Genomic DNA, 19,267 nt, shown 5'->3' on the forward strand with positions numbered 1-19,267 from the left:
CGCAAAAGGAGGATCAAACGGTGTTCGACGCATACGCAAACGACAACGACGTGCTTAACGTACAAGGCGACGCGCTCACGCTCACGAACGGCACGACGCGCGTGACGCTCGCCGGCACGCTGGAACTCACGCGCGACAAGCGCGGGCTCGCCGCCGCGCTGGCGCTGAAGGCGGCGCTCGATGACGTCGTGAAGAAACTGCAGGCCGACCCGCACCTGCCCGCGAAGGTCGCCGACGAGCCGGACCAGAAGCCCGGCGTCGTCGACAATCCGTTCAACTGATCAGGCGCGCGCGAAACGTGCGCGTTAGAACGGCTTGCCTTCGCTCTCGCTCCAGGCGCGCGCCATGAGCGTGTTCGAGGGCAGCGTTTCGTCGAGCAGCTTCTTCGCGCTCTGCGCGCCCGCAATCGGCAGGCCGGTGGGATCGATCGCGCCGATCTGCGCGAGCACCGAAGCCTGGTCCCAATAGATGTGCTCGTTGTAGAGCTTGTTGCCGCGAAAGCAGATCACGGCGAGCATCGGCACTTCGAAGTATTTGCCCGTGGGCGCGAGGCCCGGGAGCAGCCAGTCGATCTCGCGGTCATGCGTGCAGCAGAAGATGAACTCGTCCACCACGCGGTCCGAGCCGATCGTGCGCGAGATCGGGATCAGGCGCGTGTCCTCCGGGTTCGAATGCACGAAATGGTGCGTGTAGAAGCGCTTGAGCTCGTCGTGGCCTACGCCGCCCGTCATCGTGGGAATGTGGTTGACGTAGGGCTGCGCGACCATGGTCGGCATCACGTCGCTCGGGTTGCGCGCCACGAACTCGTGATAGCAGTGCTCTTCCCACAGCGCGTTGAAGTCGTAGATCGGGCCGAGCACCCGGCGCAGCATGGCGAGCGTGCGCGAGTAGGCCATCATCGTGGCGGGCTTGTCGTATGTCTTGCGCGAAGACGAAGCGAACGCGTGATCGCAACCCGGATACGTATACAGCTCGACGCCAGGCTTGCCTGCCAGCGCCTGCGCAATGCGCTCGCGCGTGGCGGCGTCGCAGTGGGCGTCGTCGGCGCCGAAGTGCAGCATCAACGGACACGTGATGCGCGAGGCTTCGTCCAGATGGTTTTCGAGGCCCACGGCGTAATAACCGATCGCGCAATCGACATCGGTGCGTGTCGCGCTCAGGTACGCCAGCTTGCCGCCCAGGCAGAAACCCACCACGCCGACCTTGCCGCGATGCTGCGCGTGCCCGCGCAGCGCGGCGAGCGTTTGCGCCACGTCCTGCATCGCGAGATCGACGTCGAAGCGCTCATAGAGCGAGAACGCCTTCTGCGCGTCGGCGCCTTCGTAGCCGAGATCGACGTTCGGCTCCAGACGCCAGAACAGGTCCGGCACCATCACGACGTAGCCTTCTTCGGCGTAGCGGTCGGCGAGCGCGCGCATATAGCCGTTCACGCCGAAGATCTCCTGCAGCAACACGAGGCCGGGGCCGCTGCCCTCGGGCGGCAGCGCCGTGTAGGCGCGGAATTCGCCGCCGTCGTGCGACTTCACCTGGGTCCATTGTCCGTTCATTGGGGCTGTCTCCTCTCCTGGGTGCAGTTAGTTGCCGTAGGTTAGCGTCGATCTCGCGCCGCTGCAGCGCGTCGAACCATTCACGCCGCGCCGAAGCCGCCCGCCGCCGCGAGCGGCGGCAGCGCCGACTCGCCGCGTATCCACGCATACTGCGCCAGCTCGGCCATTTCCTTGTCGCCGCGGCTGTCGCCATAAGCGTAGAGCGTGGCGGGCGCGTTCGTCCCCCACCACGCGCGCAGCCGCGCGACCTTTTCCGGCCCCCAGCAGTTGTTGCCCGCCAGATGGCCCGTGTATATGCCATCGCGCCATTCGAGCTCGCTCGAAAGCACGGTGCCGATGCCGACTGTCTTTGCCCACATGCGCAGATAGATCGACGGCGACGCGCTCACCAGCACGACCTCATGCCCGAGCGCCTGGTGTTCGGCCACGCGCGCGAGCATGTCGGGGCGCAACAGTGCGGGGAGACGGCGCTCGACGAAGCGCTGCGCGGCCGCTTCGAGCGCCTCGCGGCGCACGGGCCCCAGCGCGGCGTACAGGAAGCGCGCCTTGGTCGGCCCGCGCGGCGACCAGCCGAGCGGGACGCCGATGAGCGCAGGCAGGCAGCGCAGCGCGGCGGCGGTGAAGCGGGCGGGGCCGGCGGCGTCGAGCATGAACGCGCGAAAGCTGTCGGACGTGGTGATGGTGCCATCAAAGTCGAATGCGGCGACGACGCGGTCGTTCATGAAGCGATATGAGCCTGACGTGGAAGGGAAAAGCGACGCGGCTGGGCGCGCCGAACGGGCGTCATTGTCGGCGCAAACGCGATCCGGCTGCAACGCGGCCCAGGCGCGCTGCGCAATGTTGACGTAATTCGTCAACATGTATCGATATGGACGTGCATGGATGCCGAGGCCTTAGCGTCATTGCGCGTTTGACGCCAGACCCGCGGCATCGACGATCTCGATTTCGCCGTAGCGCAACGCAAGCCATCCCTCGCGCTCGAACTGGCGCAGGATCTGGTTCACCGTTTGCCGCGAGAGCGCGAGCATCAGCGCGAGATCCTCCTGCGGCACGTTGATCACGCGGCGCGCGCGCTGCCCGCTTTGCGCGGCGGCCGCCTCGCCGTACTCGTTCGAGAGCAGCAGCAACCGGCGCGCCACGCGCGCGGAAGCGCCCAGCAGCGCGGTTTCCTCGATCGCGTCGAACGCGAGACGCAGCTTCTGCGCGAGCAGCAGGCCAAAGGCGTGCCAGTATGCCGGCGTTGCGTCGAGCAGCGCCACGAGCGCCGCGCGCGGCACGTGAAAGAGCGTGGAGTCGCGCTCGGCGTAGGCGTCGTGCGTGCGCGCGCCGCCGTCGAAGAGCGCGATCTCGCCGAACCAGTGCGCCGGCCCGACCACGGCGAGCAGCGCCTCGCGGCCCGCGACGCTCGCCGCCCCCACGCGCACCGCGCCTTCCAGCACGCAGTAGAGACCGTCGTCGGCGTCGCCGCGCATGAAGAGGCGCTCGCCCGCCTGCAGCGTGCGCACGCGCCCCGCCGCGCGCAGCGCGTCGCGCAACGGTTCGGGCGCGCCGCGAAACCACGCGCTGCGCTCGAGCGCGGCGGCGGACGGCGGACTGGCGGTGACAGGCGGGATGGGACGTGAGGTCATCGGGACAGGGTGAGCGGGGCCAGGCGAGTCACAATGCGGCGCAATTGTCGGCTAGCCGAAGGTTTGCGCTCGTCAGCCCGACGATCATAATGATTTTGGAGACACAGAGACACCCATGAGAAACCTGACCGAGCAACTCACCCAGTACGCGGCTTATCACCGCGACGCGCGCAACATCGGCACCCATTTCATCGGCATTCCGCTCATCGTGCTCGCGCTTGCGGTGCTGCTTTCGCGCCCGGTGGTCGCGCTCGGGCTGCCGGTTCCCGTCTCGCCCGCGTGGCTCCTGTTCGGCGCCGCGACGCTCTACTACCTGGTGCTGGACGTGCCGCTCGGCCTCATGATGGCGCTCGTCTGCGTCGCGTGCGTGGCCTTCGGCGCCTGGCTCGCGCAGCAAGGCACCGCCGCGTGGCTGGGCGGCGGCGTGGCGCTGTTCGTGGTCGGCTGGATCTTCCAGTTCGTCGGGCATATCGCGTGGGAGCATCGCAAGCCGGCCTTCGTCGACGATCTCATCGGCCTCATGATCGGCCCGCTCTTCGTGCTCGCCGAAGCGCTGTTCAGCATCGGCTGGCGCCCGGAACTGCGCGCGGCGATCGAGGCGAAGGTGGGACCGACGCGCATCAATCCGCCGCGCGCCCGGGAAGCGCGGCAGTAATCCGCCGTTGAACGGTCCTCAGCGCTCGAACCGTATGAGCCGCGCCGCGTGCACTGCCGTGAGCGCGACGGCGAGCCAGATCGGCACGTAAGTCCCGAGCTGGCGCACGCCCAGGTGCTCTCCCAGCAGCGTGACCGAAACGATCACGAGCAGCACCGGCTCGACATAGCCGAGGATGCCGAAGAGCGCCATCGGCAGAAGCCGGCTCGCCTTCAGGTATGAGGCGAGCGCGACGGTGCTGAGCACGCCGAGTCCGGGCAGCAGCACGAAGGCGAGGAACTTGTGCGCATCGAGCAGCGCGAGCGAGCCGCCCGCGCGCACTTCGATCACCGCCACCGGCACGAGCAGCAGCATTTCCACGGCGAAGGTGACGAGCGAATCCGCGTGAATCTTGCGGCGCAGCACGAAATACGGCGGATAGCCGAACGCGACGAGCAGCGTGGGCCACGAGAACGCGTGCGTCGCCCACAACTCGTGCGCCACGCCCACAGCGGCGCACGCCACGGCGAGCCATTGCAGCGGTTCGAGGCGCTCGTGATAGTAAAAGCGCCCCACCAGCACCATGATGAGCGGCAGCAGGAAATAGCCGAGCGACACCTCCAGCATGCGCCCGTGCAGCGGCGCCCACAGAAACACCCACAGCTGCGAGCCCAGCAGCGCGGCGCTCGCCACCAGGGCGAGCGCGGTGCGCGGCTCCTTCACCATGCGCGCGACGAGCGCGCGCAACTGCGGCGCGCGCTTGCGCAGCACCAGCAGGGCCAGCGCGCCGGGCGCGGTCCAGATCACGCGCCACGCGAAAATATCGAGGCCGCCGAGCGGCGCGAGCAGGAGCGTATAGGCCGACATCAGCGCGAACAGCGCCGAAGCGCCCACGGAAAGCGCAATGCCGCGCCTCGGTTCGTACTGGTTCATCGGGATGCGCGCGGACGGAAAGCGATAACGCAGAGATCGCGAGCGGCGCGGCGCGTAGATTTCGCGCGCGCGGGTAAAAACGTTGTCATGTGAATTGGATATTGAATAAGGTGCAGGCCGGCGAAACCGTCGGCGAGACCGCATTCTAGTCGCGTTTTAACGCCGCCAGGCGGCGCAAAGCCACGCCGGACAAGGCGGGCACACGCCGTGCGCGCTCGCCGGCCTGGTGCGGGCCAAGCAATTTTGTCCGGCAGATCGCACAACGATGGACTAGAACGTAAGTCTTGCCCCGCCAGCCCGCCGTCGCCTTGACTGGCTGGAATTCGCGGCTGGAATCCGCTTCGACGAGCGAGATTTCACCGGGGCCGCTGGAGCTGCGCCGGGCTGATTCCGGAGCGCCACGCCAACGCCCGCCGCCTCGATTCACGACGCCGTCCCCAACGCCAAACGCCCCCTGGAGCCCGCATGCCACTTTCTGCGCCCCGCCCCGCCGTTGCCGACCCCGCCAGCGCATTTGCCCTTTCCCCCGCCGCCAGCACATTTGCCGCCGAAGTGCGCGCAGGTTTGACGCGCTCGCCGCAAAAGGAACTGCCGTCGAAGTATCTGTATGACGAAGTCGGCTCGGCCCTCTTCGAGGTCATCACCGTGCTGCCCGAATACGGCGTCACGCGCAGCGAAGAGCGCTTGCTCACGCGCTACGCGTCCGAGATCGTCGAGGCGCTGCCCTCCGACGTGAAAGTCGCCGAACTCGGCAGCGGCAGCGGCCGCAAGACGCGCCGCATTCTCGAAGCGCTTTGCCGCAAGCGCCCGACGTCGTACTGCCCGATCGAGATTTCGCGCACGGCGCTGCAGCTGTGCCGGCGCGAGCTGGCCGACATCGAGCGCATTTCGATCGTCGGCTACGAGCGCGACTATCTCGCCGGACTGTCCGAAGTGAGCCGCCAGCGCAAAGAGGGCGAGCAACTGCTCGTGCTCTTTCTCGGCAGCACGATCGGCAACTTCGCGCGCCTCGCGGCCACGCGCTTCCTGCGTGACATCCGCGCGATGCTGCGCCCCGGCGACACGCTGCTGCTCGGCACCGACCTCGTGAAACCCGTGGACACGCTGATCGCCGCCTACGACGACGCCATCGGCGCCACGGCCGCGTTCAACCTGAACCTGCTGTCGCGCATCAACCGCGAGCTGGACGCCGACTTCGACCTGCACGACTTCGAGCACGTCGCGCGCTTCAATCCCGACGTGCGCAGCATCGAGATGCATCTGCGCGCGAAGCGCGACGTGCACGCCGAGGTGCACTCGGCCAATCTCACCGTCGAGATCGGCGCAGGCGAGACGATCTGGACCGAGAGCAGCCACAAGTATCACGCCGACGAAATTCCGGCGATCGCCGCCGATGCGGGCTTCGAATGCATGCGTCAGTGGGTCGAAAAGGAATGGGGATTCGCGGAGAGCCTGCTGGCCGTGAAGTAAGCGGCGTCCGAAACGAAAAAGCGGTGCGCCAGATGCCTGGCGCACCGCTTTTTTATCGGGCGATGTTTAATGCTGCTCGAAGCGTTCGTAACGTTTTTCGGTGACGCGCTCCTCGCTTTCCACCGAACTGACGCGCGCGGCCGGCGGCCCGTGGCGCAGCCACGAAAGCATACGGTCCACCTGGTTCGCCGTGCCCTGGATCACGGCTTCGACCGAGCCGTCCTCCATGTTCGCGACGTAGCCGCGAATGCGCAACGCGTGCGCCTGGCGCACCGTCGCATGACGAAAACCCACGCCCTGCACCGTCCCGCGCACGCGCACATGGTACGTTTCGAGGCGCGTATCCAGATCCGGTTCGCTCATTGTTCGTTTCTCCATGCATCCTTTACGGTCGGCATTGTAGACGCCAACGCGCACACGCGCCGGGCCCGCGCCACGTACAATCCGTGCCACGCCGCCGCGCCGACACCGAACATGGAAACGACCCTGCAATGACCGCCCCCTCCCGAGCCAACCGCGATCTCGTGCTGATCACCGGCGCATCCGGCTTCGTCGGCTCGGCCGTCGCCCGTATTGCGCAGGAAAAGGGTTATGCCGTGCGCGTGCTGGTGCGCGCGACGAGCCCGCGCACGAACCTCGAAGCGCTCGACGCCGAAATCGTCACCGGCGACATGCGCGACGCCGCCTCCATGCGCCGTGCGCTCGACGGCGTACGCTATCTCTTCCACGTAGCCGCCGACTACCGCCTGTGGGCGCCCGATCCGCACGAAATCGAGCGCGCCAACCTCGAAGGCGCCGAAGCCACCATGCGCGCGGCGCTCGACGCGGGCGTGGAGCGCATCGTCTACACGAGCAGCGTGGCCACGCTCAAGGTCACGAGTTCGGGCAACTCCGCCGACGAAACCTCGCCGCTTACACCCGAACAGGCCATTGGCGTGTACAAGCGCAGCAAGGTGCTTTCCGAGCGCGCCGTGGAACGCATGATCGAGCGCGACGGCCTGCCCGCCGTGATCGTCAATCCGTCCACGCCGATCGGCCCGCGCGACGTAAAGCCCACGCCCACGGGCCGCATCATCGTCGAAGCGGCCACCGGCAAGATTCCCGCGTTCGTCGACACCGGCCTGAACCTCGCGCACGTGGACGACGTGGCGAACGGCCACTTCCTCGCGCTGGAACGCGGGCGCATTGGCGAGCGCTACATCCTCGGCGGCGAGAATCTGCCGCTGCAGCAGATGCTCACCGACATCGCCGGCATGGTAGGCCGCAAGCCGCCCACGATCGCGTTGCCGCGCTGGCCGCTCTACCCGCTCGCGATGGGCGCGGAAGCCGTGGCGCGCTTCACGAAGCGCGAGCCGTTCGTGACCGTCGATGCGCTCAAGATGTCGAAAAACAAGATGTATTTCACGTCGGCGAAGGCGGAACGCGAACTGGGTTATCGCGCGCGGCCGTATCGCGAGGGCCTGAAAGACGCGCTCGCGTGGTTCCGCGAGGCCGGCTATCTGAACGCCAAATGAGCGAAACTGAGGAAACTGTTACAACTTTTCTTGCGACATGCATACAACGCCTGAAGGGCAATGCACGCGAGCTACGGTTAAAATCGCGGGTCTTACCTGAGAAGCTCGCATGAACCTTCAAGACCAGATTGGCGTGCTCGAAGCGGGCGTCGATCAGCTCCTTCAGGCCGCCGCCGCCGCGCACGCACCGCGCGCCGACGAACGCGCCGCCGCAGTTCCCCAGCAGGAATCTCCCGTTGCAAGCAGCGAAGCGGAGCATGCCGTCGCTGAGCAGCCGCAATCCGTTGCCGTCGAGACGGCCGCGGATGGTGCCGTTGCCGCCGCTGCCGCAGAACCCGTTGAAGCCGCCAATGCAACCGTGACCGACACTGCCGAAGCCATCGAACCCGCTGCCGAGGCGGCCAACGCTGCGTCTGCGCAGCCCGAATTGCACGTGGCGCGCCCGTCGCAAAACGAGATCACGCTGACGATCGGCGGCCAGACGGTGACGCTCAACGCGCTGCAAGTCGGCCAGATGATCGAGGAGCTGGCGAACGCACGCGCTTCGATGCAGCCCGAACCGCCGCCCGGCATTCCGCAAGGCTGGCGTTTCGCATCGACGAAGAATCCGATGATGGCCGTGCAGAAACAATCGAGCGGCGACCGCCTGCTGGTGCTGCGGCACACGGGCCACGGCTGGGTGCCGTTCACGTTCTCGCCCGACATCGTCGTGCAGATGTACATGCTGCTCACGCAGCGCTAACGCGCGAGCGGACACCATCAAAATAGAAAAGCCGTCGAAACCGACGGCTTTATCCATTCGCGGCGCCTGGTTACGAGCGCCTCAACGCCCCTGCACCGGCGCCTGCACGCGCGCCTTCCACTGACCGCCCTTGCCGCGCCAGAAGCGCCACGCCGAAGCGAACGTCGCGCCCACGTAGAACAGCGCGACGAGCGGCAGGAACGGCGCCCACAGCGGCGAGCGCCGGTAGTAGGCGAGCATGGGCGCGTAGGCGCAGCACATCAGCGCCCAGGCGATCCACGCGGGCCAGCCCTGCGGCCCGAGCACGAGCGCGACCACGGGAGGCGCGAGATAGATGACCGTCATGCCGAGCAGCGTGCCCGCCAGCTGCCACGCCGAGTAATGCAGCTGCGTGAAGGCCGTGCGCGCGATCATGTTCCAGATGTCTTTCCACGAATCGTACGGGCGCAGCGACACGCTCTTCGCGGCAACGTCGAGCCGGATCGGGTGATGCCCTTCGCCGCGATGCTTGATGCGCGCGGCCAGGCTGCAGTCGTCGATCAGCTCGGCGCGGATCGACTCGATGCCGCCCGCCTCTTCGAGCGCCTGGCGGCGCACCAGCATGCAGCCGCCGGCCGCGGCCGCCGTGCGGTTTTTCGGGTTGTTAACCCACGAGAACGGATAGAGCTTCGCGAAGAAGAACACGAACGCCGGGATCAGCGCCTTTTCCCAGAAGGAATCGCAGCGCAGCCGCACCATCAGCGAGACGAGGTCGCGGCCTTCGGCCTGCGCGCGCACCACGAGCTGCGCGAGCGCTTCGGGCGGATGGCCGATGTCGGCGTCGGTAAGGAGCAGGTAGTCGGCGGGCAGCTTGAGCGTGCGCACCGCCTCGATGCCCTGCGACTGCGCCCACACCTTGCCCGACCAGCCCGCCGGCAGCGGCTTGGCCGTAATCACGCTGAGCTTTTCCGGGCACTGCAGCGCGAGCGCGGCGGCGCGCGCGGCTTGAGCGGTGCCGTCGGTGCTGTGGTCGTCGATCACGATCACGTGAAACTCGCCGCCGTAGTCCTGCTGGAGCAGCGAGCTAACGGCCTCGCCGATCGCGTCGGCCTCGTTGCGCGCCGGCACCACGGCACATGCGGCAGGCCAGCCGGCCGCGGGCTCGACGATCGGCAGCGGCTCGGCCGAGCGCGCGCGCCAGAAGCCGCCGCGCCCGAACAGCAGCACGAGCCAGATCAGCAGCGAGAGACAGGAGACGGCAAACAGAATGGTCGTAGTCATGCGTTGTTACTCTCGATCGAAGGGGCGCGCACGCCCACGCGGCGCGACAGCCACATGGCCGCCGTGCGCAGAAGCACCACGGCCCAGTCGGGTGCGCGCAGCGCGGGCCGCGCGCGAAACACATCGTAGCCGCTGCGCTCGATGATTTCGAGCACGCGCAGTCCGCCATGCACGACGCTGCACAGCTCGAGGCCGAAGCGCCCCGGCACGCGCAGCGCGAGCGGCGCGCCGCTTACCATCAGCGCCCGCGCGCGCGCCACCTCGTGCGCCATCAGCGCGCGCCAGGCGTCGTCCACCCTGCCCGCGGCGATCTGCGCTTCGGTCACGCCAAAGCGTTCGCGGTCGGCGAGCGGCAGGTAAATGCGGCCGCGCGCCCAGTCGGCGCTCACGTCCTGCAAGAAGGTGACGAGCTGCAAGGCGGTGCAGATCGCGTCGGAATCGGCCAGATTCTCGGGCGTTGCTGCGTGGATCAGATGCAGCATCAGATGGCCGACCGGGTTCGCCGAGCGCCGGCAAAAGTCCAGCAGCTCGAAGCGGTCGGCATAGCGCGTCGTGTCGATATCCTGATCGAACGCCGCGACGAGGTCGTAAAACGGCGCGAGCGGCAGGCGGCACTCGCGCACCACCTCCGCGAGCTGCGCGAACAGCATGGGGTGCACGCGCGCGGGCCGGCCTTCGGCCACGGCGTTCAGGCCTTCGCGAAAATCGGCGAGACGCGTGTGGCGTTGCTCCGGGCTCCAGTCGCCTTCGTCCGCGATGTCGTCGAGCGTGCGCGCGACGTGGTAGATCACGCCGACAGGCGCGCGCAGCGCCTTCGGCAGCAATACGCGCGCTACCGGAAAATCGTCGTAGTGGTCGGGTTCCATCAAGGCGTCCAGAATGGGGTCGTATCCCCGGGTGCCATCCAGGCGACCCGCAAGACGCTATATTTTAAGGGTTCCCGGAGTATGTTGCACCGCGCAACGCCCGGACGCCGGCTTCGGGCGCCATGCTGCGCAGCGTGCGCGGCGCGCGTTGCGCAGGCCGTGGGAGCGCCACGCAGCGGGCTTTTCGAGATAAATTGGGGCGCTGACCGGGCTGCGCCGTCGCGCGCACGCCGCACCCGCGAGTGGTCCACACAGCAAACGAAAGGCGAAGGGGTTAAAATGCGCGTCTGGTTTTGACTCCGTCACCGCTTTGGCGGATTTTTGCATCTTTAATAATAGACAGCCGCCGGCGATCAGGTCATTTTTACCGACTTGCTCGCCTTGTGCGGCAGTCGGAGTTCGCCACCCTATGCGAGTGATCCTTGCCCAACCCCGCGGCTTTTGCGCGGGGGTTGTCCGCGCTATCGAAATCGTCGATCGCGCACTGCAGAAACACGGCGCGCCCGTCTACGTGCGCCATGAAATCGTCCACAACCGTCACGTGGTCGAAAACCTGCGCAACAAGGGCGCGCGTTTCGTGGAAGAGCTCGACGAAGTGCCGGAAGGCGCCGTGGCGATTTTCAGCGCCCACGGCGTGGCCAAGACCGTGGAACGCGCCGCCGAGGAACGCGACCTCGACGTGCTCGACGCCACCTGCCCGCTCGTCACGAAGGTTCATGTGCAGGGCCGCCAGTACGTCGCGGCGGGCCGCACGCTGATCCTGATCGGCCATGCCGGTCACCCTGAAGTGGAAGGTACGATCGGCCAGATTCCCGGCACCGTGCTGCTCGTGCAGAGCGAAGCCGATGTTTCGAAGCTCGATCTGCCGCTCGATGCACCGCTCGCGTATGTGACGCAAACCACGCTTTCGGTGGACGACACGCGCGGCATCATCGACGCGCTGCTCGCGCGGTTCTCCGACATCGTCGGTCCGGACACGCGCGACATCTGCTACGCGACGCAGAACCGCCAGGCAGCGGTGCGCGAACTGTCTGATCAGGTGGACGTTCTGCTCGTCGTTGGCGCGACGAACAGTTCGAACTCGAATCGTCTGCGCGAGATCGGCAGCGAAACGGGTGTGCCGAGCTATCTCGTCGCCGACGGCTCGGAAGTGAAGGCCGAGTGGTTCGCCAATGTGCAAACGGTCGGCATCACGGCCGGCGCATCGGCGCCTGAAGAAATGGTTGAGAACGTCATTGACGCGCTGCGCGCGTTGGGGCCTGTCGAGGTGTCGACGATGGCGGGCCGTGAAGAAAAAGTCGAATTCAAGCTGCCGTCGAAGCTCTTGCAACCGCTCGTCGCGCGCGAAGTTTAAGGAGGACACGTTTTGTCTATTCCGCTGCTACAAAAAGTCCGCGTTGGTTCATATATCTTCCGCCAGCATTTCAGCGGCAACAAACGCTATCCGCTCGCGCTCATGCTCGAGCCGCTGTTCCGCTGCAATCTCGCCTGCAATGGCTGCGGCAAGATCGACTATCCGGATCCGATCCTGAACCAGCGCCTGTCGCTGGAAGAATGTCTCGAAGCCGTCGATGAGTGCGGCGCGCCGGTCGTTTCCATCGCAGGCGGCGAGCCGCTCCTGCACAAGGAAATGCCGCAGATCGTCAAGGGCATCATGGCGCGCAAGAAGTTCGTGTATCTCTGCACGAACGCGCTGCTCATGGAAAAGAAGATGGACGACTACCAGCCGAACCCGTACTTCGTCTGGTCGGTGCACCTTGACGGCGACCGTGAAGCGCACGACCACTCGGTCTCGCAGGAAGGCGTGTACGACAAGGCCGTCGCGGCCATCAAGGAAGCCAAGCGCCGCGGCTTCCGCGTGAACATCAACTGCACGCTGTTCAACGACGCCGTGCCCGAGCGCGTGGCGAAGTTCTTCGACACGGTCGGCGAGATCGGCGTGGACGGCATCACGGTGTCGCCGGGCTATGCGTATGAGCGCGCCCCGGACCAGCAGCACTTCCTGAACCGCGACAAGACCAAGAACCTGTTCCGCGAGATCTTCAAGCGCGGCAACAACGGCAAGAAGTGGTCGTTCAGCCAGTCGAGCCTGTTCCTCGACTTCCTGGCCGGCAACCAGAGCTACCAGTGCACGCCGTGGGGCAACCCGGCGCGCACGGTGTTCGGCTGGCAAAAGCCGTGCTATCTGGTCGGCGAAGGTTACGTGAAGACCTTCAAGGAACTGATGGAAACGACCGACTGGGACAAGTACGGCACGGGCAAGTACGAGAAGTGCGCGGACTGCATGGTCCACTGCGGCTTCGAAGCCACCGCCGTGATGGACACCGTCGCACATCCGCTCAAGGCCGCGCGCATCGCCCTCTCGGGCCCGCGCACGACGGGCGCGTTCGCGAAGGACATCCCGCTGGAAGGCGCGCGTCCGGCTGAGTACGTGTTCTCGCGTCACGTCGAGATCAAGCTCGAAGAGATCAAGAACTCGGCCAAGACCAAGAAGCCGGTTACGGTCGCGGCTAGCTAAAGCGGTGTTTTCCGCTTCGCGCGGATGGTGGAAAAGGGTGTGACGGTTTTGTGCCGTCGCGCCCTTTTTTGTTTTTTGTGGTTTGGTGGTTTGCTTGTTTTCGCGTCGGTGTGCAAGCGTTGCCCCTGTGCGAGGCGGCACCTACTTTTCTTTGCAGTGGTGTATGGACCGGAGACATGGGTAACAGGTGTGCGGGGACATGGGTAACACTTCGGGCGAGTGAATCGTCTGGAACCGTTCATGCCCTGGAACCCGAGAGACACCATGAATCTGCGTCTGGAATACGTCCATCTGGCCTTGCAGGAATTGCGCCGCCTGATGATGGAAGCGTGGGCAGCCCACGTATGCAAATAGCGGCCAATCGAGTTGAGCCCGCGTCAATTGGAGACATCCGCTGCCATGCACAGCTGCGAGGCTCGTCAATGGCAACAAGGCGATGCCATTTTCATGGTTGATTGTCTTTTGCTTGACACTCAGGCAAGAAGCTAAACGATGAGAATAGGTCCTGATAGGCGCGCTGCCTCATTAGCCGTTTGGGGTCTTTCCCCCAAGGATATGCATAGAACGTAGCCGAGTATTTCCCGTCTCCAAGCACAAAGATAGTCAGCGCGTTAGTTTCAAGACTTCTCGTACTTTTCATTGGTTTCGTTGCATTGAAAGTTAATGTGTATAGATCGCCCGAAGAGAGTTTCGTTTGTTTTTTTGATATTAGTGTAAAGCGACCGGACTGCGCGCCTCCGTCAGGTGCTTCAATCTTTTTCAAGGCCTCTGTCAATGGAAGGCGCTCGATGGTGACTGAAAAATCCGTCAACGCTCGCCATTCCTCCAGCAATCCCGGCGTATCGCCGTGTTTCCACTTGAGCGGTCCAGTAAACGTAAACGGGAGATGGCAGACCGTATTCCCGAGATATATGTCGTCAGGGATTTCAACGTACTCTAGAAAAGCAGGAGCCGTGAACGAGACGTGACAATTTTCCTTGGCTACACTTTGTCCTTCGACTGCGTAAGCGCTGCTGATAGTCATCCAGCCAAAGAACGCAAAAAGTCCCGCCATCAAAATCTTGTTCATCTGCTTACTACTCCACGGGCTTAAAGTCGTTATTGGGATCCGTATCATCATTGAGTTGATAGAATGCGCAAAGAAAGCCTTGGGTCCGCCAATCGAGATGTAACCCAGCTGGGTTTATGCATTTTGTAACTTGCAAAACTGCCTCTTGTTCAAACCCTTGGTCAGCCCAATAGTTGATTGACTGCTTTCCTAGCGCAACGGTTTTTCTCTTGTGGGTGGCAGCGTCCAAGATTGTTTTCAATCGTTGTTTGGATATCCAATACCACCCTGATGCATCGCATGTGTAATGTGCATCAGTTCGAATTAGTTCGGCTGCGTCATCGGTAGTAAACGTTTTTTGACGAAATGTGCCATAGTCTGTGTAATTTGGCCGCCCGGTCAGCTGAATCAGCCCACGCCCTTTGAATCTAGCTCCGTCACCTTCGGCAGTGTTGCCAAGCAAGATGCCTTGCGGCTGGTTAGGCTCATACTTCATGAAGTATGTAGAGTTGCCGCCATCCCCCTCGACCATGAATTCCAACCGGCCCGTTTCTGCCGTCAATTGCCCGAATAAGTGAGCAAGGCGCAGGTTGCTCGCTGATATTCCATACTTTCTCGTTGTTTCGTGGAAAGCCAGATTTAAGTTTTCCGGCCTTTTTGCAGTAGCATTAGTGAGCCGATTAATCATCGTGGCGTGGGTTATCTCGACGACTTCCCTTCCTTTGTCTCTGATAGTTCGACGAATGCAGCGTGCAGTTTCGTCTTTACTCAGCCACCCGCATTTCCTGAAATGCCGAATGAACGCGAGAGGATGGAAGAACCAGAGATTTTGTCCAGCGGGCAGTCCGGTCTTGTCCCAAAACTGAATTTCCGTAAGGAACTTAAGAAACCTTTCATAGCCGGGTTTGTTGCGGTGATAGAATCCGCCTTCATCGAGTAACCTGACATAGCGTTGCTCGTTGTGTGTACTATCCCATTCGCTGGGCGCATTGCAAATGAAACCGCGCAGTTGCTGGCGTACCAGATCGTTGCCCTTCACGTAGCCTGAAAGCGCGTCTGCCTTCTGGCTTTCGGTCGTTTCTGTTCCCGACGGAGCGTGCTGTTTATCCAATGCGTCCTTGACCAACCTCTTCAACACGTCGATATCGCATAACCCGTCACTGCTAAACGGCGTGTTGCCTTCGGTGATCTTTTGCCAACTCATGAAGAACGGGAAATCCGCGTCGGACAGTTTTTTGACGTTGCCGTTGCTGATATTGATGTAGCCCTGCTTATTGCTAGCGTAGGTCACGCTTACCCACGTTGGCTGGACTGCGGTCGAGGAAAGGCAGCGCCCGAAACGCAGCATCTCATATCCATCGCTTGGACCGTTAACATAGAGAGCTGTAGCGCGTCGATACAGGTCGTACTCATAGTCCATTTCCTCGATAGGCTGCGGGGTTAGCAGCATTCGCGCGCCGTTGTCAGCGACGCTCCACACATTGGTATATTTCGCGCCCTTGTTGAAATATGTCTCTACAACCAATGGAAGATTATTCGTGTCCGTTTGTCCGGGCTTGAACTCGATGCCATTCAGCTTATTGTCTGCGCCTGTTCCGGGCGGTTGCTTATAGAACTGCTGACCAGCGGGAATGGCGAAATAGGTATGTCCCCAGCAATCGGATGTAGTCGGCGTCGTAGGCGCGTTAATGCCGAGTTGCGTGCGGCCGAAGTATGCGTCGAAATCCCTCGCCGTCATGAAAATTTCGAAGTGCAGATACGTCAGGCCTTGATACCGTCCGAGAAAGCCCAGGTTGTCCTTACGTCGGATCTTTTTTCCGCTGCCCGCCGTCGCGGGCTCGATTTGCCCCTTCGAGACCCTGCCGGTCGGCATACGCAGGAATTCTGGCACGCGCTTTCCGTCATAGCCAAACGACTGATACTCAGCGAGCGGCAGAAGGTGCATATAGAGCGAATAGAACGTGAGCGCACGACCATCGCCCGTCTCAGTCGAATGCTTTAGCAACACGAACCCTGCATTGCTGTCGCCATCGTCAATAGCGTGCTGGCAAACACGGTATGCGACCACCTCACCGTCCGCGATAGCATAAACCGGCCCGTGGAAATCGGGGCCTAGATGCACTCCGCAATGCCAGCGTCGGTCGAAGGCTATCGGGTAGATGCCATGAAAGAGTTCAAATTCATCAACTGCATCCATCATCGGGTCCGGTTTAGCGGCGTCCAGCTTTGACGGGTCCAGTTGCGGCAGAAAAGGCGGGCTGATAATCATTGCAGATTCGCGTTCCTGTTTGTTTGGTGTGGATGACCCTAGCCAACACTAGCGCGCACAGGAAATCGGAAGCAATGGGACAAGGCTGAATTTGTTGACAGTATTTGTCACCTCGACCGAGCGGCAACGAGCAGCGTGCCTTTTCTTTGAGCGCCGATTGCGCGCGTAGTGCCGCCGCGCCTCGACCGCGATGCGATTCGGTTGAAGTCACGCGCCCCGGTGCGTCAGCCCTCGCTAAAGTCCGGCACCAGCTCGCCGAGTTCGCGAAGCTGTTGAGAGACATGTTCAGCGAGTAGCGCGGCCACCTCGTCAACATCAGCGTCGAACGCGGCGGCGATGAACGGCGCGACCTTCGACAGCCAGCGAATCCACGCGTTGCGTTGCTCGCGGAAAAGCTGGAACACAACATCTTCCGCGAACGCCAGTTCGATCAGCCTGCCAGAACGTTGCTCGTATTCAAGCTGGCGCAGCAGGGCAAGATAGCTTTCCTTCCAGGCGATTGCGTCCGGGAGCGTGAGCAGGTCCGGCGACGATTCAGCGATACGCTTCGCAGCCTGGCGGAGCTTCTCAACTTCGTGCGCGGCATGGCCGAGTGTATCCGTTGAACCCGGCTCAGTGAGCGCTTTCGCCAGCGTGCGCCGGTTCGGCTTACGCCACGCCGAGCCGACCAGTGAAGCGTTGATCAGTCCATCCGCGCCACGTACAAGCGCGCCCCTGGCAAGTGCACGGCGCACCTGCCTTACGTGGCAATCCACGCGCCGCGCGACTTCAGTGCACTGATACGCTCGCCCATGATGTCTTCCAGGACAAGTTTTGACACCCGTAGCTTCAGCACATCTCATTCCTCACTTCGCGCTGAACGGCGACACCGTTGCATTCGCCGTGGTCGTGCTCGCCGCCGCCGGCGTCCACCGGTACACCACCGCGCTAGAAGCGTTGTAGTTGTCCTTCGTCACGACATACTCGCCCGTCGAGCGCCGATACGCGCGCAGGCCGTACATCGAATCCACGTCGTTGCCCACGTACACCGCGTTCGAGTTGCTGTTGATGAGCGTCGTGTCGATCGCGCCCGTGGTGAGGTTGAACGCATCGATGTTCGGCACGGTGTGCACGTAGCCCACGAACAGATAGTTTCCAGCGGCCGCAATCGATTTGGGATTCGCACTCGTGAGCGTGATCACCGGATTCGGTGCGCTCGTATTGCCGGCGAGCCAGCCGTGATACACCTCGACGCGCGTGCCGACCGCCGTCCAGTCGGCAATGCTCGCGTCCTCACCCGTGAGTATCATCGTGTCGCTTTCGGGCAGATAGACGATGCGGGTGAGCCGCGAGATCGTGGCGGGAATCGGCGTGGTGATCGCGGCGCCCCAGAGCGGCTTGCCGGTCGAGTCGAAGCCGGTCAGCGGGTAGTGGGAAATGACGTTGGTCTTGTCGAGGCCGACCCACAGGTCGCCCTTGCTGTCGAGACAAAAGCCGTTGCGCACCGGGGCCGTCGTATTGAACGCCGATCCCGGCAGCGTGTAGTCCGGAATGGCGATATAGCCGCTCGCCGCATTGAAGTGGAAGAAGTAGAACGTATCGGGGTTCTGGCCGGCCGCCACGAGAATGCGCTGGCCACCCACGCTCGCCACCTGCGCGAAATGCTCGCCGCGCGCGGTGTCGGCGAGATTGATGCGCGGGTCGGACGGATACGTGATGGGGTCGATGGTGTTGGCCACGAAGGTGCCGCCGGCCGTGCCCGAATAGAGGTTCATGCCGCCGTAGAACAGCGCGCCATCGGTGCCCGGATCCGGTGCCGCATTGCCTTCGAAATTGAGCGACTGAAGCTTCCAGCGCAGCGTGCCGGTGCCGTCGTAAGCCTGCAGATCGGTGCCGCCGTTGCGGCCGAGGTCCCACGAGCCGCCCCACGGATTGTTCAGCACGTACAGCGTGCCCGCGGAATCCTTGCCGATGCCGACCACGCGCGTAAAGCGCTTGTCGCCCACCTGCCCCTTGATGCCCGTGGTCGTGTCGAGATAGCCGCCCAGCACGCCGAACGTGCCGGTTTGCGACGGCGTGCCCGCTACGCTGAAGGTCTTGATGTTCATGTCGGGACCCGAGTCGCCGATCATCAACTGCGAGGTCTGCGAATCGAAATACAGCGACGACGGCCGCGCCGAGGACGCCAGCTGGATCGTGTTCAGGAGCTGGCCACCGGCGCTGAATTCGAGCACGGCGCCCGCGCTCTTCTGGGCGACCCAGAGGTTGCCGCCCGCGTCGAGCGTCAGCGCGCCCGGGCCCGCCACGCCGATATCGCGTTGCCAGACGCCGTCCGTGGTGTACACGCGCACGCGGTTGCCTGGGAAATCGCTCACGTAGAGCAGCGAGCCGGAGGTCGCGAGTCCGGTGATGACATCGGCGAGCTTTTCGGTTGTATCGGCGCTCACGGCGATCAACAGGTCGCGCGCGCCGCTCGTGCGGTTGTAGCGCCCGACGTTGCCGCTGCCATACGTGGCGTTGTACTGCATCGCGACGAACAGCGAAGTCGCGTTGCCCGTGATCGCGCCGCCCTGGAAGTCGCCATGCCCGCCGATCGAGCCGAGGCTCTGGCCGTTCTGGTAGATCGCCACGCCGCCTTCGTTTTCATCCCACATCGACGACGTGTAGATGATGCCTTCGGGCGCGACCCACATCGAGCGGGCCACATTGCCCACGTGCGTCGCGTTGGTGCCATAGGTGTTCGCAATCCAGTCGGTGGTGTATTGCGCTTCGCAAACGGGCGTAACCGTCGCGGTGAGAGCGGCGGCCAGCCAGGCTGCGCCGATTCGATGCAAGATCATGAAAGATTCTTTGATTCGT

18 protein-coding genes are annotated in these 19,267 nt (G+C 63.6%); 7 read left to right on the top strand and 11 right to left on the bottom strand.

Annotation, left to right across the window (positions count from 1 at the left end):
• Window positions 1–20: 20 nt before the first annotated feature.
• On the top strand, window positions 21–281 hold the full coding sequence (locus A3CW_RS0106105) for a hypothetical protein (protein WP_028202769.1): 261 nt from the start codon (window positions 21–23) through the stop codon (window positions 279–281).
• 24 nt (window positions 282–305) lie between these two features.
• On the opposite strand, the gene A3CW_RS0106110 is transcribed toward A3CW_RS0106105, so the two are convergent.
• The 3 genes from A3CW_RS0106110 to A3CW_RS0106120 all read right to left on the bottom strand — a co-directional run bounded on the left by A3CW_RS0106110 (window position 306) and on the right by A3CW_RS0106120 (window position 3,175).
• The gene (locus A3CW_RS0106110) at window positions 306–1,547 is read right to left on the bottom strand and encodes a dienelactone hydrolase family protein (RefSeq protein WP_028202770.1); all 1,242 of its coding nucleotides are present in this window, start codon (window positions 1,545–1,547) and stop codon (window positions 306–308) included.
• 80 nt (window positions 1,548–1,627) lie between these two features.
• Window positions 1,628–2,269, bottom strand: coding sequence for an HAD family hydrolase (locus tag A3CW_RS0106115; protein ID WP_028202771.1), 642 nt, complete (start codon window positions 2,267–2,269; stop codon window positions 1,628–1,630).
• Window positions 2,270–2,446: 177 nt separating this feature from the next.
• Window positions 2,447–3,175, bottom strand: a complete 729-nt coding sequence (locus tag A3CW_RS0106120; RefSeq protein WP_028202772.1) for a Crp/Fnr family transcriptional regulator — start codon at window positions 3,173–3,175, stop codon at window positions 2,447–2,449.
• 115 nt (window positions 3,176–3,290) lie between these two features.
• Between A3CW_RS0106120 and A3CW_RS0106125 the strand changes: the two genes are divergently transcribed.
• A complete protein-coding gene (locus A3CW_RS0106125) occupies window positions 3,291–3,830 on the top strand; it encodes an Mpo1 family 2-hydroxy fatty acid dioxygenase (RefSeq protein ID WP_028202773.1) in 540 nt (179 codons plus the stop codon).
• Between the two features lie 18 nt (window positions 3,831–3,848).
• Here the strand turns inward: A3CW_RS0106125 and rarD are convergent, their stop codons facing one another.
• Entirely contained in the window at window positions 3,849–4,742 is an 894-nt protein-coding gene (gene rarD / locus A3CW_RS0106130; protein ID WP_028202774.1) for an EamA family transporter RarD, read from the bottom strand.
• A 465-nt stretch (window positions 4,743–5,207) separates the two neighbouring features.
• Here rarD and egtD point away from each other — a divergent pair, with 465 nt between their 5' ends.
• On the top strand, window positions 5,208–6,212 hold the full coding sequence (egtD, locus tag A3CW_RS45425; RefSeq protein ID WP_051481256.1) for an L-histidine N(alpha)-methyltransferase: 1,005 nt from the start codon (window positions 5,208–5,210) through the stop codon (window positions 6,210–6,212).
• A gap of 66 nt (window positions 6,213–6,278) precedes the next feature.
• Here egtD and A3CW_RS0106140 read toward each other — a convergent pair whose 3' ends face one another.
• Entirely contained in the window at window positions 6,279–6,575 is a 297-nt protein-coding gene (locus A3CW_RS0106140) for an acylphosphatase (protein ID WP_028202775.1), read from the bottom strand.
• A 128-nt stretch (window positions 6,576–6,703) separates the two neighbouring features.
• On the opposite strand from A3CW_RS0106140, the gene hpnA reads away from it, so the two are divergent.
• Entirely contained in the window at window positions 6,704–7,726 is a 1,023-nt protein-coding gene (gene hpnA / locus A3CW_RS0106145) for a hopanoid-associated sugar epimerase (RefSeq protein WP_028202776.1), read from the top strand.
• A 109-nt stretch (window positions 7,727–7,835) separates the two neighbouring features.
• A complete protein-coding gene (locus A3CW_RS0106150; protein WP_028202777.1) occupies window positions 7,836–8,468 on the top strand; it encodes a hypothetical protein in 633 nt (210 codons plus the stop codon).
• Between the two features lie 81 nt (window positions 8,469–8,549).
• Here the strand turns inward: A3CW_RS0106150 and A3CW_RS0106155 are convergent, their stop codons facing one another.
• Window positions 8,550–9,728 carry a glycosyltransferase gene (locus A3CW_RS0106155; protein ID WP_028202778.1) on the bottom strand — a complete coding sequence of 393 codons (1,179 nt, stop codon included), beginning with the start codon at window positions 9,726–9,728 and terminating at the stop codon, window positions 8,550–8,552.
• A complete protein-coding gene (gene hpnC, locus A3CW_RS0106160; protein WP_028202779.1) occupies window positions 9,725–10,594 on the bottom strand; it encodes a squalene synthase HpnC in 870 nt (289 codons plus the stop codon). Before hpnC ends, A3CW_RS0106155 begins: the two co-directional genes overlap by 4 nt.
• 409 nt (window positions 10,595–11,003) lie before the next feature.
• On the opposite strand from hpnC, the gene ispH reads away from it, so the two are divergent.
• Together ispH and hpnH are read left to right on the top strand one after the other, a co-directional pair.
• Window positions 11,004–11,948: a 4-hydroxy-3-methylbut-2-enyl diphosphate reductase gene (gene ispH / locus A3CW_RS0106165; protein WP_028202780.1), complete on the top strand. Its 945-nt coding sequence runs from the start codon at window positions 11,004–11,006 to the stop codon at window positions 11,946–11,948.
• A 12-nt stretch (window positions 11,949–11,960) separates the two neighbouring features.
• On the top strand, window positions 11,961–13,112 hold the full coding sequence (gene hpnH, locus A3CW_RS0106170; RefSeq protein WP_028202781.1) for an adenosyl-hopene transferase HpnH: 1,152 nt from the start codon (window positions 11,961–11,963) through the stop codon (window positions 13,110–13,112).
• Between the two features lie 445 nt (window positions 13,113–13,557).
• Here hpnH and A3CW_RS52250 read toward each other — a convergent pair whose 3' ends face one another.
• The 4 genes from A3CW_RS52250 to A3CW_RS0106195 form a co-directional block, all read right to left on the bottom strand.
• Window positions 13,558–14,181: a hypothetical protein gene (locus A3CW_RS52250; RefSeq protein ID WP_154677868.1), complete on the bottom strand. Its 624-nt coding sequence runs from the start codon at window positions 14,179–14,181 to the stop codon at window positions 13,558–13,560.
• A gap of 7 nt (window positions 14,182–14,188) precedes the next feature.
• On the bottom strand, window positions 14,189–16,429 hold the full coding sequence (locus A3CW_RS0106180) for a M23 family metallopeptidase (RefSeq protein ID WP_028202782.1): 2,241 nt from the start codon (window positions 16,427–16,429) through the stop codon (window positions 14,189–14,191).
• A gap of 224 nt (window positions 16,430–16,653) precedes the next feature.
• Window positions 16,654–17,163, bottom strand: coding sequence for a hypothetical protein (locus tag A3CW_RS45430; protein WP_051481257.1), 510 nt, complete (start codon window positions 17,161–17,163; stop codon window positions 16,654–16,656).
• 111 nt (window positions 17,164–17,274) lie between these two features.
• The gene (locus A3CW_RS0106195) at window positions 17,275–19,248 is read right to left on the bottom strand and encodes an SMP-30/gluconolactonase/LRE family protein (RefSeq protein ID WP_028202783.1); all 1,974 of its coding nucleotides are present in this window, start codon (window positions 19,246–19,248) and stop codon (window positions 17,275–17,277) included.
• Window positions 19,249–19,267 lie beyond the last annotated feature (19 nt).

The sequence above is a fragment of the Paraburkholderia nodosa DSM 21604 genome (genome assembly GCF_000519185.1).
Taxonomy (GTDB): Bacteria; Pseudomonadota; Gammaproteobacteria; order Burkholderiales; family Burkholderiaceae; genus Paraburkholderia; species Paraburkholderia nodosa.